This window comes from Bradyrhizobium sp. Kon10 (genome assembly GCF_055807395.1).
Map to the genome: position 1 here is coordinate 1 of NZ_JBVVOZ010000049.1, position 14,891 is coordinate 14,891.

Sequence of the window (14,891 nt, forward strand, 5' to 3'; positions counted from 1 at the left end):
AACGGGTGGGCGACTTCAAATCGGAATGGTGGGCGAGATCATCTCGGAATCCTGGGCGACATCGATCGGAATCCGCAGTGTAGGGATTAACGGCATTTATCCAATCAAACGTGATCTGCCCACAAAGGTAATGTTCAGCTGCGGGAGTCTGGTAGTTGATATTCTCGTCTGAAGCATGAATTCGCGGAGACCCAGAGCCTTCGGGGCACAGGCGTGTCAACTGCCGCGCGCGGCGCTCCGCCTGCAACATCGTCCTCCTGTGTTGAAGGCCAGCTTCGCACGGTTGCCGTCCTTCTCTTTCAACTCGTTGAACACCGCAATCCCTCAAGATGAGACATTCGTTTTGCCCGTTCGCCTGATAAGCGGGATCCTTATTGTCCTGGGAATGCATGGCTAACCTCGCAGCCTGCATGAGTGGCGGCAGGCACTCCGGTTCGGGCCGGCGATAGGCTGTCGTAATTGCCTTGCGCAGAGGCGACTGAAGTCGGATCGGCGGAGCGAACTCTGCGAAGGCTTGCCCCGGTTCTACTTCGCGACGTTCTTGTTCTGTCCTTGACACTATTCGACCCCTTGAATGTGTCAAATGCCGATCGCCTTGTAGGCTTCAGCACCGCGGCTCAACGCAATGCGATAAGCCGCAGTGCGCAGATCTTTGATTTGCCTGTGACACAGGCGTTCGCATTGACGATATCGGACGGCCCGGTGCGTTTGTATTCGTCAGCCATCCACGCCCTCTCCGGCTCCCCCGTGCCCATATCTGGAGCGGGAACATTGCGGCCGGGCGAGATGAGATCCCGTTTTGCCAGTTCTTGTGTGAACCTGCGGGTGATCCTTTCAAGCTCGTGGACCTCGCATTCCTTCGGGTTGATCTTGAGGGCGCCCTTCGAGCCACCGAACGGAACGTCGACGAGCCCACATTTCAGGCTCATCAGCGCGGCGAGCGCTTCGACTTCCTGTTCATTGGAGTTAGCGTCGTACCGGATGCCGCTTTTCGCCGGTTCGACATGTTCATTGTGGACGGAACGCTATCCGGTAAAGCTGTACATTCTGCCCCGTAGCCTGACTCCGAACCTCACGGTGTAGGTTGAGTTGCACGCTTTGATGCTCGGCGAGTCCTTCGGGCAAGGCAAACTGAGCGAGCGCACGATCCATGTACGCTTCGACGCTGCCCAAGAATGAGAGATTGCTTGTTGGTTGCGATTGAACTCTTACGGCGGTCTCTATTTCTCGTCTCCTTGCCTCTCCGCCCTCGCAATCGCAGAAGGGTTTTCAATCAATCCTGCCGCGTGAAAGAAAGTGGCTGTCGCCGCGATATTGACAACGACAGTCACCGGGGAGGACTGATTGCGCGGTACTCACGCATTCGCGGAAAGTGATTTTGATCTACCGCTTTCGTTGAGCGGCGAATGAGAGACAAGAACTCCTCCTCAGCAGTTAGAACTGAGAGGGCTGCTTCTGTCGTCCCTTTGGGGCTCGTCACTTGCCGCCGGAGCTTGACCGGCTCGTCCTCGGTTCGCAACGCCAAGGCACCAGCGCCGTGAACAGTCTCCTTGACAAGTTTTTTCGCAAGTTCCTCAGGGAGACCGAGTTCGCACGCGGCCGTGGTAACATAGGCCGGACCAGAGCCGCTGATCGCTGTAGCAGCGTCCAATAAACGTTCGTTCTCTACCTGGTGTACTGAGCCGCTGACGGCAAACAAGGACGCCACTTTGTCTAGGTTGAGGTCCGAAACACCCTCGCCGGGAAGATGATCGTTGAGCCCTTACCGATCGCGGTAGGCGTATTGGGCATCGCCCGAACGACCCGCGCTCCCTCAAGAAGTGCACTCAACTCGCCAGTGGTTGCACCCGCAGCGATGCTGACAAAAACCGCCCGATTGGAAAAACGATGATAAGCGGGGACCTCAGTGGGGCTTCAAAGCGAAAACTACCAGATCGGCTTGGTCGGTAGGCCGTCCGGCGTCTCATGTACTTTCGTGCCCAATCGTGCCGCTCGCTCGCGGAGACTGACAACCGGCTTAACGACATGCACATTCTTCGGATCAAGTGCTTTTGAGCTTAACCAGCCGCTCAACAGCGCGTAACCCATATTGCCGCAATCGACGAGAATCAAACGATCGGCTACTGCCGATGGCGCTGTGCCAACCATCTAGCCCTTCCCTTCGCGGTCGCTCACATTCCGAAACACAACGGTCACCTTTTCAGATCACTCCGAAATCGTGGGCTGTGCGCACCTCTAGGTCTGTTTTGCATGTTGCGTCGCCAGCCGATCCCAACAATTGTCCAAATTGTTCGGAAGCAAATGCTTCATGATCCTTTGACTGGGCGTACGCTCGAATTCACCGACAATTTCGATGTAGCGCGGGTCTTGATAGGATGTGAGACGTTCGGAAAGCCAGCCAGATAGACGTTCCGGTTCGATCGACTTGCCTGTCTTGCCTTTCACGAATAGCTTGATATCCTGTTCGCCAATTTCCGCAGCGACGCCGATTATTGCGCAATCCTCGACAGCAGGATGACTGGCTGCCACGTGCTCAACCTCCCAAGCCGAGACATTCTCCGCCTTGCATCGAACGCTGTCGGTGATGCGTCCGTGGAACCAAAGATTTCCTTCAGTGTCCAAAATTCCTGAGCCGCCGGTGTGAAGAGCGCCTGCTACCAGAACTTTGTCGGTAGCTTCTTGATTGTCCAAGTGCCCTTTGAAAAGCGCCCCTTCCAATGAGGACCGAGTAGTTTGGCGGTTCAGCGCCTCAATTCGCGACCGTTCTGGCAGCCGCACAGCATCGATCGTCTTTGTTGGCAGAAACAGCCGCGGCAACTGGTCGTGCGCGAGCAGAGCGGGAGTTTTGGAGGTCTCTTCATGACAAGGGCCCAAGCACTCAAATTCGCACGTGTCAAAAATGGTCATAATTCAGAAGCCGTTGTCGAGGTTTATTTCGAGATTGAACTGGATATGTTTGCAAACAGGACGAGCTAGGGCTGACATGTCGGGGCAATTTGCGCGCCTCGACACTTTTGTTTTGCCGGGGAGCAGATCGTCAACGGGATAGCCCCACACTGAAGCGGCCGTCGGAGATCGTCGTCATTACGGTCTCCAGTGCGCTCTGGTAGGAACGACGCGCGTCCGCGCCTGGCCTCAGTATTGTGTCAAAGCGCTAGCACCTTCTCGCCTCGTCTCAGACCTAGAGCTTGGGCATAGCTACCGCTTCTGACCATACCAGAACGACGGCGGAACAAGCATGTTGCTTCTTGAAGATGCCGCTGGCACCACCAGACGACACGTTCCCACTCATTTCGGGCAGCAGATACTCGGGCAGCTCGCACGACTGAACATCTATCGAACAGCCCCTTAAGCGATTGCTGCCGCCGCCCTACGTCGGTCACATGCACGGGCAGTTGATAGAGATAAACCCGCAACGCGGGTACGCCATTCAATGATCTACGCGACGAGCATGGGAGTCTCCAGAGACACTGTTGAAACGGTTGCTGCGTTTCGCGAGCACCACTTTATAACTTCACGGTAGGAAAGGCTCATGGCGCGGTTGTTGCGTCTGGCAAGGTGTTTGCTCGAGATCACGCGCTAAACGATCTAACCGAGAATGCTATTTCATCAATGGGAGCACGTTGAGAGGCGGACCGCCGAGCAATCGCCTCCAGCATTTGTCTGTTCAAGCGATAAAAAACAAAGGCACGCAGGATTCAGAACGATGATGCTTCAACGGCGGCTGTCGCGGATCGCAGTTCGTTCGCGGCCATTGAGCTCTACCGTCTCGTCAAGGTCTACAAGCAGACCCGCGCGGTGGACGGCATCTCCTTCTCGCTTCCTCGCGGCACCATTACGGGGTTTCTGGGCGGCAATAGCGCCGGCAAGACCACCACCACCGCGATGACCATGGGCCGGTTGCTGCCGGCCTCCGGCCGCTTGCGCGTGCTCGGCCACCGCCAAGCCGGAACAGAGCGCCCAGGTAAAGGGGCGGATGAACTTCAAGAGCCCCTATGTCGATATGCCGATGTGGCTCACGGTGCGGCAGAGTCTCACTATCTTCGGCAAGCTTTACGCGGTGATGCAATTGTCCGACCGCATTGCAAAACTCGCCGACCATCTCGACCTCACCGATTTCATCGACCGCGCCAAAGGAAAGCAGTCCGCCTTCAGCAGCTGCTCGTCCGAGAAGCGGCCTCAAGAGCAGCCAGTAACGCGGTTGACGGCAGAAAACGGCATCGCGAACCTGCACGACCGGGCCGATTGCGATCGGCCCTACCACCCACAGGTGCGCCGAGTCTCTTGCGATGATATACCGCCCTGACCGGCTTGACACCACAAGCTTCGGGAGCCGTGTTAGCCTAGTCCCGGCAAGACTCACTAGTCACCATCGAACGCTCCCGAGCTTAGTTATACTTGGTCAGCTAGCGAAGTCATGAGGGTAAAACGCGACGCTCTGTCGTGTCATCAACAAGGCTCCTCAACTCATCACCGGTTATCCAAACAAGCCACTCGTCGTCGAGAATGTCGTGCTCCACTAGCCGTAATATCGAACCTCCTGGTTCGCAATGCGGCATTTGGGAGATGCCCTTATCAAGTAGCCAGCGCGCGACAAATGCACATACGAAGTCAGGAGCCCACAAATGAAAAGACACGCCGCGCTGAATTCCCGATATGATTTTGGGCAAGCCCCTTCCCCTAAAGTCCCGCCGCACCCACAGATCGCCGTGGTAGGCAACCTTCCCCGCTATCCTCTGGGCACTTGGTGCTATGCAAGCGCAACGGTCCTGAGGATGTGCATGCATGGCGGGGTCCGCGTAGAACGCTCTTAGTGATTGAAGGTGTTCTGCAAAGTTGCTCGCCGAAAGGTCATATAGTCGAGCAGCGGCTAAAAACGCGACCTCATTGTTGTTGTCCGAGCCTTTGATCCAATATCCCTCGCCTAATTTTATTGGCGAGCGATCCGGCCGAAAGTTTGGATATGTCGGGTCCTTTGTTGGAGTGGCCCGCGTAATCGATAAATACTCCTCAAAGTCAAATCCCAGCGAAACATTAACGCCTTTTTGGAAGGCTGCGTCGTCATATACTTGAAGGAATCGGGAGACCTGCAACGGATTGACTACGGTTTTCATTGCTACACTTTTCCTATGGTGATGAGCTGCTGTTGCTGTCCACCGAACTAGTAATGGATCGCCCGGCGTCAGCAAGAGGCGAGACACCTACCCACTCTGGTGGGGAAACGTGGCGTTTGAGCAGGTGGCGTTGAGGAGTGTACGCATTCACAAGCATGCAGCGCCAGCTCGCCTGAGATCATTCCTATGGCAAGCAGGTAAGTGGGCTGCAAATTGCGGCCGTGCTCGCTTGGTCCTGACGCACGGTGCAAAACATCCGCCGGCCGCGCGAATGAGCAAGCCGATGCGGTAGCAATTTCCTTTCCCGTGTGTAACGACTAACGGTAAGCGCTAAGCGGGAGCCCTTGCTTCAGGATCTGAACAGCTGTGCGAAGACGCCTCCGGCTTGGACGGAGATGTGGGATGGGTTTTGGACAGCAAAGCGCACGTCCATTTGGACGGCTCATCGGCAAGGGCGGTGAGCCAGGCTGGAGGTTCTTGAAGGGCGCTCGGGACGTCGCGTCCGTTCCGATGGTGAGCGAGCTCGGATCGTCGCCGAGAGTCTGCTACCGGGTGCCCAGGTGTCCGAGGTGGCGCGCAAGCACGGAGCGACGCGCTGGCAGATCCACGATTGGCGACGGCGGTTTCGACAGCGGGGCATGTTGCCGCCGTGCGAGGCGTCGCAGCCGGCATTCGCGCCGCTGGTCGTGGAAGGTGCGTTTGGAGAAGCGTCCGGCTCGGGCGATCAAGCTTGAGATCGCGATCGGTGATGTCGTGCTGCGGACGGATACGGCCATTTATGCCGAACAGCTGTCCCGGGTGATCCGCGCGTTGCGAGCGTCACGATGATTTGCGGCCGATGCTGATCTGAAGATCTGCGTTGCAACGCGGCCGATCGATTTCCGCTGTGGCCATGATGGGCTTGCGGCGAAGGTGGAGGAGGTGTTTCGCCTTGACCCATTCAGTGGCGCAGCCTTCGTGTTCCGGTCGAAACGAGCGGACCGGATCAAGAGTTTGGTCTGGGACCAAACGGGCCTGGTGTTAGTGCACAAACGACTCGAAGATTGCAAGTTCGTTTGGCCAGCGATCGCGGACGGCGTGATGCGCATGTCGCCGGCGATGTTCGCGGCCTTATTCGAGGGTCTGGATTGGAGGTTGGCCCGCCCGGAGGAAGCACGACGCCCCCAAGCGGCGGGATGACTGCGGCAGAATGACTCGGAAGCTATTTTGAACGTGGCATGCGCGGCGACAATGTGCTCGAAATAGCGCATGAGCTCGCGGCTCTGCGCGACGAAAACGAACGCCTGAAGACGCGTTTTGGCGCAAACCCAGGCGGCCTTGAGCGAGCATCAGGGGGCACTGGGCGCGTCGGAGGAGGTCCGGCGTCGGCTAGAGATCATTCTCGGCGAATTACGACCCGATAAGTTCGGTCGAAGTCCGAGAAGCTACGACCAGATCGGTATCTTTGCCGCCCGAAGACGTGGAGATCGCGTAAGGCATCCTGGGCGCGGCGCATGAAAGAGCCGAGAAGGTCATCCAGGGCCGATCGCAGAGCGATCCTGATCAATTGTCCCATCGCAATCGCAGCTGCTTGCCTGCCCATTTGCCGCGAGCGGAACGGATCATCGAGCCTGCGAGCACGCTCTGTCGGTGCGGTTGCGGCGCCATGACGAAGATCGGCCAGGACGTCAGCAAGCGCCTCGACGTGATCCCGGCGCAATGGCGCGTGCTGGTCACACGCCGCCCCAAATACATCTGCCGGCGCTGCGCGGGCCCTGTCGCGCAGGCGCACTCCCCGGAACACGTCGTGCCCGGCGGGCTGCGGACCGAAGCGGCTATCGCGCATGTGATCGTCTCCAAGTTTAACGACCACACGCCGTTTTATCGTCAGGCCGAGATGCATGCGAGCCAGGGCATCCGGCTTGATCGGGCGACACTGGGCAACTGGTCCGGTCGCGCCGGCTTCCATCTTCAGCCCATCGCCGACCACATGCGCCGCCGCCTGGCCATGGCGGATCTACTGTTCATGGACGAAACCACGGCGCCGATGCTTGATCCCGGGCGCGGCCAAACGAAGAAAGGCTACTTCTGGGCGATCGTCTCCGACGACCGCGGCCACAGCGGTCCAAGTCCGCCGATCGTGCTGTTCTGATATGCCCCCAGTCGTAGTGGCGCCTTCGCCGAGGAGTTCCTGCACGGCTTCAACGGACGCTTCCTGCAATGCTTATGGTGGTCATGACCGGCTAACCGAAGTCGCCCGACCACAAGGGCCGTGGACGCTCGTGCATTGTTGGAGCCACTTGCGCCGGCGTTTTGTCAAATTGGCTCGCAACAGCAAATCGACGATCGCCGGGGCCGCCATTCGGCACATCGCACAGCTTTACGCTATCGAAGCCATAGTCCGTGGTTCATCGGCGGACATTCGGCTGGCCGCACGCAAAGAGCATTCGTTGCCTCTCGGCGCGGCGTTAAAAATGTGGTTCGAGAAAAGTTGTCGATGATCTCCAGCGGCTCGACGCTCGTCGAGGATATCCGCTATGCGCTTATCATTGGCAGGGGCTGACCCGCTTCCTCGAAGACGGGCGTCTCGAGCTCGACACTAACCTGGTCGAGAACGCCATCCGGCCGGTCTGCCTAACCAGAAAAAATGCGCTCTTCGCGGGCCATGAAATCGGGGTGACCTGCCGCTGAACTTTCATCCATTGGCGATTAGAGTCTCGGCGGATGTTACGCCGTTTGGCGCGGGGTGAACAACGTGCGATCGGCGGAGCTGGTCGGGGTTGCGCAGCCGGTCGCACGTTGCGGTGAGGTTGGCGGAATAGGCCGCGGGTGTTAGATAGCCCAGCGACGAATGCGGGCGGTGGCTATTGTAGTCATCGGCCCACGCCGCAATCCTGGTTCGGGCGTGATCAAGGCCGAAGAACAGGGTTTCGTTGAGAAGCTCGTCTCGCATCCGGCCGTTGAAGCTTTCACAGAAGCCGTTCTGCATCGGTTTGCCTGGCGCGATAAAGTGCCAGGCAATCTGGTTGTCCTCTGACCAAGTCAGAATGGCGTTGCAGGTGAACTCGGTGCCGTTGTCCGAGACGATCATGCCAGGCTTGCCGCGGCGACCAATCAACGCCGTCAGCTCGCGCGCCACCCGCCGTCCCGGGATCGAAGTATCGGGGATCGCCGCCAGGCATTCCCGGGTCACGTCATCGACGATGTTGAGGATCCGGAACCGGCGCCCATTGGCAAACTGGTCATGGACAAAATCCAGCGACCAACGGGCATTCGGCCGGGCCTCGAGCAGGATCGGCGCCCGGGTGCCGACCGCGCGGCGGCGAGCCCGGCGCTTACGCACGCTGAGGCCTTCCTCCCGATAAAGCCGGTAGATACGGTTCAGCCCGGACGGCTCGCCATGCTGACGCAGCAGCACGAATAACCGCCGATAGCCGAAGCGCCGGCGGGCGTTGGCCAGTTCGCGCAGTTGGACCCGCAGTTCGGCATCGGGCGGCCGGCTCGACCGATAACGGATCATCTTGCGGTCGGCGCTGACGATGATGCAGGCCCGCCGTTCTGACAGTCCCAATTCGGCCTGCAGATGCGCGACAGCTTCGCGCTTGGCGGCGGGCCCTACCATTTTTTTGAAAGAAGCTCACGCAGCGCCGCCGCATCCAGCATCTGCTCGGCCAATAGCTTCTTCAGCTTGGCGTTCTCGTCCTCAAGCTGCCGTAGCCGCTTGGCATCCGAGACGTCCATACCGCCGAATTTGGACTTCCAGTTGTAAAGCGTCGCTTCCGAGACGCCGTGCTTGCGTGCTAAATCGGCCGTCTTCGCACCGGCCTCATGCTCGCGCAGCACGCCTATAATCTGCTCTTCCGTAAACCTAGCTCGCTTCATTTGTCCGTCCTTCAGAAGGCCGGACTTTAACTTCAACTGGAGGAAATCGGCAGGGGCAGGTCAGGGGCAGAAAACTGGGCTTTGCTTGCATCCATCGTGGCCACCTGCAAGCTCAACGACGTCAAGCCAGCCGGCTACATCACAGAAACACTCGAGGCGATCCTCGACGGCCATCCCCGTAGTGCGATCGAAGGCCTCATGCCGTGGCGATTCCGCAAGGTGTCAAGCCCGCGCGAATAGGGTGGCGGCTAAGCGCTTACGACTAACGCCTCGGCTGGAAAATCCAGTTGGCTGCAATACTGAGATACGGCAGCGGGCAGGATCACTCTCCTGCCCGAACCATACGATGCGGAATGGAGATAAAGCGCCGAACGTGACAATCCACGACCTGAGCTCCGTACACGGCGGTAGGCCTAAGGTCGACGCCATATCAGATTGAACCGCCTCACCTCCCAAAGCTGGGCGTGGCCAACTTCCGACCTGCAGAGTACATTGAACTCGCCCGCCCTCGCTGGTGGTCCCTGATCGTTTTATTTGGGGGTTTATGTGCAGACTCTTGACCATAAGGTTATGCGGCGTTCGCAACGGTTGCAGATGCCGGCAGCTCCATATGCCAAGGTTGTGGCGGGCGGGAATGAGCATGCAAATCATGCGATTTGCACGAATTCTTTCCCGTTAGTTACCGATCGGGTTCGCTGGCCGCTGCCGAAGGGACCTGGTTCAATCTAGTCACGTCAGAAGAGAGGCAATAATGTCTGATATCGAGGCAACAATATCACCGCAGCCGTTAGGGGATCGATCATTGTACACGCAAGTAGATTCTCGCGTATTTTCCGTCGCTAGCTTGACTGAGCTATCAGAATCGAGCTTTGCGATGAATTACCGAGATGCAATGCAGCCACTGGTTTTGCGTGGCGGCTGCGCGGCTTGGAGCGCCTGCCAACACTGGTCTCCTCAGTATTTCGATAAGGTCGCTGGTTCATTTACAGTGCCTGTCAAAACCCTTAGCAGCGGGGGCATTAGGGTGTCTTCTTGGCGCCTTGCAGACTACATACGGTTTATGATGGAGCAGCCACGGGTCGGGACTGAAATGTCGATGGACCCAGGGGCAATTCCGTACTGCCACGACATTCCGCTACTGGGGCTAGTGGAAAGTTTAGCAAGAGATTGTCAGCCGTTTCCGACGGAATTCCTTAGTCCCTCGTATCGTCAGCATTGGTGGCGCTACTCGCAATTCTTCATGGGCCCAGGAGGCACCGTTACTCCGCTTCACTTCGACAGCCTACTTACTCACAATCTCTTCTTCCAAATCTACGGTGCAAAGAGGTTCACAATCTTACCATCGAATCAATCTGAGTTCTGTGGACGTCGCGATTGGAGGTGGTTTGACGTGGACCCTGAGCAACCGGACTATGTGCGCTTTCCGAAGTATCGGGAGGCAACCCCTGTCGTGATTAACGTAAATGCCGGCGACATGCTCTATATGCCGCCTGGAACCCTCCACCATGTTCGCAGCTTGTCGGCCTCGATTTCTTTCAACATCGATTGGCACACGGACCGGAGCGTATTGGACGCGTTTACGCAATCATCCAAGGGAATGCCAAGAGAAGTAGCTTATTATAATGCGATCACAGCGTTGGCCGTAGTCGCTGAAATACCTGAAGCGATCACCTTTCCGTTGTACCGACCCTACTTGAGCTATGTAAGTTGATCGGCAACCCGCAGAGGGTTCTCGGCGACTTGCGCATAATTGGTCGAGTGAAAAGGTATATGATGGGGCAGGTCAGCTGAAGCACGAAAGCATCGGCCGGTGCAGGATTCGAGAGAATAAAAAAGTCGACTAGCGGATCGCGAGCATAAAGGATTTCTCGTTGATTAGAGGGCTGGTCGTATCGATGCCCTTCTTCAAGATCGCAGCGACCGAGTTGTACAACGTCTTCCCGCGGCGGCCGTCTAGCGAAGTCAACGAGCGGATGCATGGAGGTTGTCTCCGGCAAAGCTTATCGAGTGATCGTGGATGCCGACGTCGATATGACCGCGTCGTCTCGCGTGTGGGATCTGCTGGAGCGGCGATGACCTCGATCGCAGCAGGAGCGAGAATCTGGATCGCAACCGGTCACGCTGATATGCACAAGGCATCCAGGGGTCATGCATTGCTGGTGAAGCAGCGCCTCGGGCGAGATCCCTTTGCTGACTACGTATTGTGTTCCGTAGTCGTGTCGGCACGCTAATCAAGGCGCTTTGCACGACGGGGTCGTCGGGCTGTCGCTCTCCGCCAAGAGGCTGGACAGGCCGCTTCATCTGGCCGGCGAAGGTGGACGGTGTTGTGTCGCTGAACGTAGCTCAGATGGGGTATTTGCTGGAGGCGATCGATCCGCGGAACCCTCAACACAGCTGGCGGCCGCAGAGCGCCGGCGAGGTTCGGCAATCTCCAGAGATATTGAAAAAAGGGTGCGCCGAATCGGAGGCTTTGTGGTTCCATCGGTGCATGGGTGACGGTCCCAAGAAGCTGCCGGAAGACGTTGAGGCGCTCCAGGCGGCGTTGCTGGCAACGCGCGCCGAACTTGCCAGCGTTCGCGGCCAACACTCCGACGACCAGGCGCTGATCGCTCACCTGAAGCTGCAGATAAGCTGAACCGTGATCATAATGGCCCTTGTTCGGAGTGTACCGCGCGGCATTGGATCGGCTCGAACTGACGCTGGAGGAGCTCGATCTCAGCGACAGAGGATGAACTGGCCGCCGGCCGAGACCACGAAGGTGGCCTCGTTCAGGCGCAAGTGGCCAACTCACCAGGTTCCCGGAGCATCTACCCCTCGAGCGCGTGATCGTCTCAGGGCCGACGTCGTGCGCCTGCTGCGGCAGAGGACATCACCGAGACGCTGGAGGTGATCCCGAAATCCTGGAAGGTGATCCAACGCGTCCGGGAGAGGTTCAGCTGCCGGGAGTGCGAGAAGATCAGGCGGCCCCCGGTGCCGTTCCATATGATTGCCCGCGGCTGGGCGGAGCCAAGCTCGCTGGCGATGGTGCGGTTCGAGAGTTCGGCCACGACCAGCCGGGATGGTCCTCGAGGGCGATCCCGCGTCATCAGCGTATCGGATCAGTTGGCATCGCCCCTTGAGCCGCGGTCGCGCCACCTACTCGAACCGTTCATCCAGCACGCAGTGCAGGTAGATGTTTGCAAGTAGTGGCGAGATCACGCCGCCTTTGGGCGCTCCACCAGTCGTGCGGCGCAGGACACCTTTTTCGAGCACTCCGCCTTCAGCCATTTGATATTCCAGATTCGCTGACCATCACCCGCGAGCGCCACGCCTTCGAAGGCCAATCGCTGGCCGTGATCAGCAGCATCGGGCGGCGCGGCGTCCTCCTCGTTCTCGTGGTGTTGCCAGACGGCAGCCGCTCGCTGATTCCAGCCAATTGGACCGATTGGAACGCCGAGCAGCCAAGGCGAACGCCGGCGAACGATGCTGGTGGTGCCCACGATCTCGGCCGGCTCGACGATTTGCTCCACCTGCGCAAGGTCATTGACGCTCTCTACGACCGACCCGTCGAGTCGGTGCAGTGCAAGGAGAGCAACCATGCAACTGAACCTGGCCTTTCTCGATCGCCCCGATCTTCCACCGCTCCCCCCTTTCTAGCAGCCCCGTCGGTGACGGCGTGGGAGCAGCTCGACGAGCCCCGCGCGTCGCAGCGCTCGAGATCCTCGCACGTTTCATCGCCCGCATGATCTCGGCCAGGTCGACGAGGCGATGAATGAACGCGCCAAGATCACGGCCAGCCATCTGTCCCGTCTAACTGCGCCAGTCGAGCCGCCCAAGTCGAGCACAATCGCAAGTCGACGGATCGACAGTATGCGCTTGCCGCCATAGCCCGTGAACTTGGCTGGCCCAATGATCGCATCATCGTCGTCGATGAGGACCTCGGGCTTTGCGGTTCCGGCTTTGTTGCGAGATCGGGCTTCGCCCGCCTCACCGCCGAAGTCGCACTCGCCCACGTCGGCCTCGTGCTCGGACTCAAGGTCTCGCGCCTGGCGCGCAACAACGCCGATTGGCATCGCGTCATCGAACTCGGAGGCCTCACCGACACGCTGATCGGCGACGCAGATGGCATCTATCATCCAGCCCTCTTCAATGATCGCCTCCTGCTCGGGCTCAAGGGCACCATGAGGGAGGCCGTACTGCATGTGCTGAGGGCCAGCCTCAACGGCGGCATTCGCAACAAGGCAGCACGCGATGAACTCCGCAGGGGATTGCCGGTCGGCTTTGTCTGGGGCGAGGCCGATGGAGAGGTCCGCTTCCACCTCGACGAGGCCACTGTCACCCGCCATCCGCAACGTCTTCGCACGCTTCGCCGAGACGGGCTCGGCGCGCCGCGTCTGGCTATGGTTTCGCTCGGAAGGGCTCACATTCCCTCTGCAGATGCGTCAGGAGACGATGCTGGATGCAGCGGGCCGCCCCGGACCGCACAAAGTGGGCGGCGCCGTGAGGGAGGGCAGCGCCCTTGCGAAGCCTTGCCAGCTGCGGGCACTGCGGACGCCGCTTGCACAGCACGATCACGGGCGCAGTTCCGCACCTGGGTATCATTGCCCCGGCAAGATCCTGGTTCTATTGCCTCAACATTGGCGGCATTCAGATCGACGAAGCCATCACGCGGGCCTTCATCGTCGCCATCGAAGCCGGCAAGCTCGCTGCCACGCTCGCCGCTGCCGAGCGGCTTGAAGCCGATCGCGAGATCTCGCTCAAGCAATGGCGTCTCGGCGTGGGCGAACAAGCTACGAAGCGAGCCGCGCCCAGCGCCGCTACCGTGCCGTCGATCGAGACAACCGGTTGGTCGCTCGTGGCCTGGAGCGCGAGTGGGAGGAGAGCTCGAGCGCACTCGAAGCCGCCAAGGCCGAGCTTGCACGCCGCGAACGGGAGCGTCTATGCGTGCGGTCCCAAGAGGAGCGCGACCGTCTGCTCGCGCTCGGGCCCGATCTTGCCAGCGTCTGTCACGCGGCAACGACCTCGCCGCGTGACAGGAAAGAGCTGCTGCGAGCATTGCTCGAGGAGGTCATGATAAAGGTCGAGCGCGACAAGGCTTCAGCCCACCTCAAGCTGCGCTGCAAGGGCGGCGCACTCAACGAAATCTCGCGCTGCCGCGCTCGCGGCCGGCCACGATACGCACCGATGAGGACCCGATGGCGCTCGTCCGCCGACTGGCGGGGCATTATCCCGACGCCGTGATCGCCGGCATTCTCAATCGCCAGGGGCGCACCACAGCATACGGCCATCGCTTCGAGGCAAGCCGCGTCGGCAATCTGCGTCGCCACTGGGATATCCGTGCTTCGAGCCGAAGGCCGAAGCGAACTGCTTACCATCAGCAAGGCCGCGGACGTGCTCGGCGTCGCCCCTTTGACTTTGCACCGCTGGCTCAACGACGGCATCATTCCGGGCGAGCAGCTGACGCCCGGCGCACCATGGCGCATTCGCCTGACCGATGACCTCATCGCCCGATTCAGCGAGACTGCTGGGGACGACTTCGTGACCATGCACGAGGCAACCCGCAAGCTCGGTATCTCGCGCCAAACCGTGTTGCAGCGTGTCAAGCGCGGCGAGCTCGAAGTCGTGCGCGTCACGAACGGCAGGAAAAAGGGAATCCGGATCAAGGTGATAACCCGGCAATCCGAACTCTTCGATCAAACCTCATGAACCAAGGGCAATATGAAGCGGTGTCCAAGTATTTCGAGATATCGACGTCCACCACCCAGCGCAGCCCTTGCCCCATTAAACCCATTACGTAGAGCGTGCAGGGCCTCATGGGCCGACCGTCCTGGTCGGAAGCCGTAGGAGCACGGCAAGAAGTCCGTCTGATAGATCGGCTCTGGCAGTCTGCTGAAAAAACTTGAAATGAGAGTTTTTCTTATTCTGGCTGGTCGTTGT

General features: G+C 59.2%; 16 protein-coding genes and 5 pseudogenes. 13 read left to right on the top strand and 8 right to left on the bottom strand.

Annotation, left to right across the window (positions count from 1 at the left end; translation table 11 throughout):
• Nucleotides 1–376 precede the first annotated feature (376 nt).
• From AC0L2O_RS34165 to AC0L2O_RS34185, 5 genes and pseudogenes are all read right to left on the bottom strand, one after another.
• Nucleotides 377–562, bottom strand: a pseudogene (locus AC0L2O_RS34165) (hypothetical protein); the annotation flags it as partial.
• A 94-nt stretch (nucleotides 563–656) separates the two neighbouring features.
• Nucleotides 657–1,152, bottom strand: a pseudogene (locus AC0L2O_RS34170) (Glu/Leu/Phe/Val dehydrogenase dimerization domain-containing protein); the annotation flags it as partial.
• 175 nt (nucleotides 1,153–1,327) lie between these two features.
• On the bottom strand, nucleotides 1,328–1,708 hold the full coding sequence (locus tag AC0L2O_RS34175; protein WP_473372867.1) for a pyrroline-5-carboxylate reductase dimerization domain-containing protein: 381 nt from the start codon (nucleotides 1,706–1,708) through the stop codon (nucleotides 1,328–1,330).
• Nucleotides 1,709–1,926: 218 nt separating this feature from the next.
• Nucleotides 1,927–2,148 carry a hypothetical protein gene (locus tag AC0L2O_RS34180; RefSeq protein WP_473372868.1) on the bottom strand — a complete coding sequence of 74 codons (222 nt, stop codon included), beginning with the start codon at nucleotides 2,146–2,148 and terminating at the stop codon, nucleotides 1,927–1,929.
• A gap of 87 nt (nucleotides 2,149–2,235) precedes the next feature.
• The gene (locus tag AC0L2O_RS34185; protein WP_473372869.1) at nucleotides 2,236–2,907 is read right to left on the bottom strand and encodes an AMP-binding enzyme; all 672 of its coding nucleotides are present in this window, start codon (nucleotides 2,905–2,907) and stop codon (nucleotides 2,236–2,238) included.
• Nucleotides 2,908–3,696: 789 nt separating this feature from the next.
• On the opposite strand from AC0L2O_RS34185, the pseudogene AC0L2O_RS34190 reads away from it, so the two are divergent.
• Nucleotides 3,697–4,150 (top strand): annotated as a pseudogene (locus AC0L2O_RS34190) (ATP-binding cassette domain-containing protein); the annotation flags it as partial.
• 265 nt (nucleotides 4,151–4,415) lie between these two features.
• Here the strand turns inward: AC0L2O_RS34190 and AC0L2O_RS34195 are convergent.
• Nucleotides 4,416–5,114 (bottom strand): hypothetical protein, encoded by a 699-nt coding sequence (locus AC0L2O_RS34195; protein ID WP_473372870.1) that lies wholly within the window; start codon nucleotides 5,112–5,114, stop codon nucleotides 4,416–4,418.
• Nucleotides 5,115–5,674: 560 nt separating this feature from the next.
• Here AC0L2O_RS34195 and AC0L2O_RS34200 point away from each other — a divergent pair.
• The 6 genes from AC0L2O_RS34200 to AC0L2O_RS34225 all read left to right on the top strand — a co-directional run bounded on the left by AC0L2O_RS34200 (nucleotide 5,675) and on the right by AC0L2O_RS34225 (nucleotide 7,784).
• Nucleotides 5,675–5,848, top strand: coding sequence for a transposase (locus tag AC0L2O_RS34200; protein WP_473372871.1), 174 nt, complete (start codon nucleotides 5,675–5,677; stop codon nucleotides 5,846–5,848).
• On the top strand, nucleotides 5,814–5,942 hold the full coding sequence (locus tag AC0L2O_RS34205) for a hypothetical protein (RefSeq protein ID WP_473372890.1): 129 nt from the start codon (nucleotides 5,814–5,816) through the stop codon (nucleotides 5,940–5,942). The genes AC0L2O_RS34200 and AC0L2O_RS34205 overlap by 35 nt, the downstream gene beginning before the upstream one ends.
• Nucleotides 5,943–5,966: 24 nt before the next feature.
• Entirely contained in the window at nucleotides 5,967–6,293 is a 327-nt protein-coding gene (tnpB, locus tag AC0L2O_RS34210; protein WP_473372887.1) for an IS66 family insertion sequence element accessory protein TnpB, read from the top strand.
• A 403-nt stretch (nucleotides 6,294–6,696) separates the two neighbouring features.
• Nucleotides 6,697–7,245, top strand: coding sequence for an IS66 family transposase (locus AC0L2O_RS34215; RefSeq protein ID WP_473372888.1), 549 nt, complete (start codon nucleotides 6,697–6,699; stop codon nucleotides 7,243–7,245).
• Nucleotide 7,246: 1 nt separating this feature from the next.
• The gene (locus AC0L2O_RS34220) at nucleotides 7,247–7,594 is read left to right on the top strand and encodes an IS66 family transposase (RefSeq protein ID WP_473372872.1); all 348 of its coding nucleotides are present in this window, start codon (nucleotides 7,247–7,249) and stop codon (nucleotides 7,592–7,594) included.
• Between the two features lie 103 nt (nucleotides 7,595–7,697).
• On the top strand, nucleotides 7,698–7,784 hold the full coding sequence (locus AC0L2O_RS34225) for an IS66 family transposase (protein ID WP_473372889.1): 87 nt from the start codon (nucleotides 7,698–7,700) through the stop codon (nucleotides 7,782–7,784).
• A gap of 4 nt (nucleotides 7,785–7,788) precedes the next feature.
• Here the strand turns inward: AC0L2O_RS34225 and AC0L2O_RS34230 are convergent.
• A protein-coding gene (locus tag AC0L2O_RS34230) for an IS3 family transposase (protein ID WP_094183250.1) occupies nucleotides 7,789–8,975 on the bottom strand; the annotation gives its coding sequence in 2 pieces (ribosomal slippage) (nucleotides 7,789–8,723 and nucleotides 8,723–8,975; 1,188 coding nt in all).
• Nucleotides 8,976–9,056: 81 nt separating this feature from the next.
• Here AC0L2O_RS34230 and AC0L2O_RS34235 point away from each other — a divergent pair.
• The 3 genes and pseudogenes from AC0L2O_RS34235 to AC0L2O_RS34245 all read left to right on the top strand — a co-directional run.
• Nucleotides 9,057–9,215: a transposase domain-containing protein gene (locus AC0L2O_RS34235; protein ID WP_473372873.1), complete on the top strand. Its 159-nt coding sequence runs from the start codon at nucleotides 9,057–9,059 to the stop codon at nucleotides 9,213–9,215.
• A gap of 511 nt (nucleotides 9,216–9,726) precedes the next feature.
• Nucleotides 9,727–10,686, top strand: coding sequence for a cupin-like domain-containing protein (locus tag AC0L2O_RS34240; protein ID WP_473372874.1), 960 nt, complete (start codon nucleotides 9,727–9,729; stop codon nucleotides 10,684–10,686).
• A 777-nt stretch (nucleotides 10,687–11,463) separates the two neighbouring features.
• A pseudogene (locus AC0L2O_RS34245) lies at nucleotides 11,464–12,011 on the top strand (IS66 family transposase); the annotation flags it as partial.
• A 158-nt stretch (nucleotides 12,012–12,169) separates the two neighbouring features.
• On the opposite strand, the gene AC0L2O_RS34250 reads toward AC0L2O_RS34245, so the two are convergent.
• The gene (locus AC0L2O_RS34250; RefSeq protein WP_473372875.1) at nucleotides 12,170–12,553 is read right to left on the bottom strand and encodes a hypothetical protein; all 384 of its coding nucleotides are present in this window, start codon (nucleotides 12,551–12,553) and stop codon (nucleotides 12,170–12,172) included.
• 285 nt (nucleotides 12,554–12,838) lie between these two features.
• On the opposite strand from AC0L2O_RS34250, the pseudogene AC0L2O_RS34255 reads away from it, so the two are divergent.
• The 3 genes and pseudogenes from AC0L2O_RS34255 to AC0L2O_RS34265 form a co-directional block, all read left to right on the top strand.
• Nucleotides 12,839–13,147: pseudogene (locus tag AC0L2O_RS34255) on the top strand (recombinase family protein); the annotation flags it as partial.
• Between the two features lie 652 nt (nucleotides 13,148–13,799).
• Complete coding sequence (locus tag AC0L2O_RS34260) at nucleotides 13,800–14,195, top strand: hypothetical protein (protein WP_473372876.1); 396 nt, start codon at nucleotides 13,800–13,802, stop codon at nucleotides 14,193–14,195.
• A gap of 96 nt (nucleotides 14,196–14,291) precedes the next feature.
• Nucleotides 14,292–14,660: a helix-turn-helix domain-containing protein gene (locus AC0L2O_RS34265; RefSeq protein ID WP_473372877.1), complete on the top strand. Its 369-nt coding sequence runs from the start codon at nucleotides 14,292–14,294 to the stop codon at nucleotides 14,658–14,660.
• The last annotated feature ends 231 nt before the right edge of the window (nucleotides 14,661–14,891 follow it).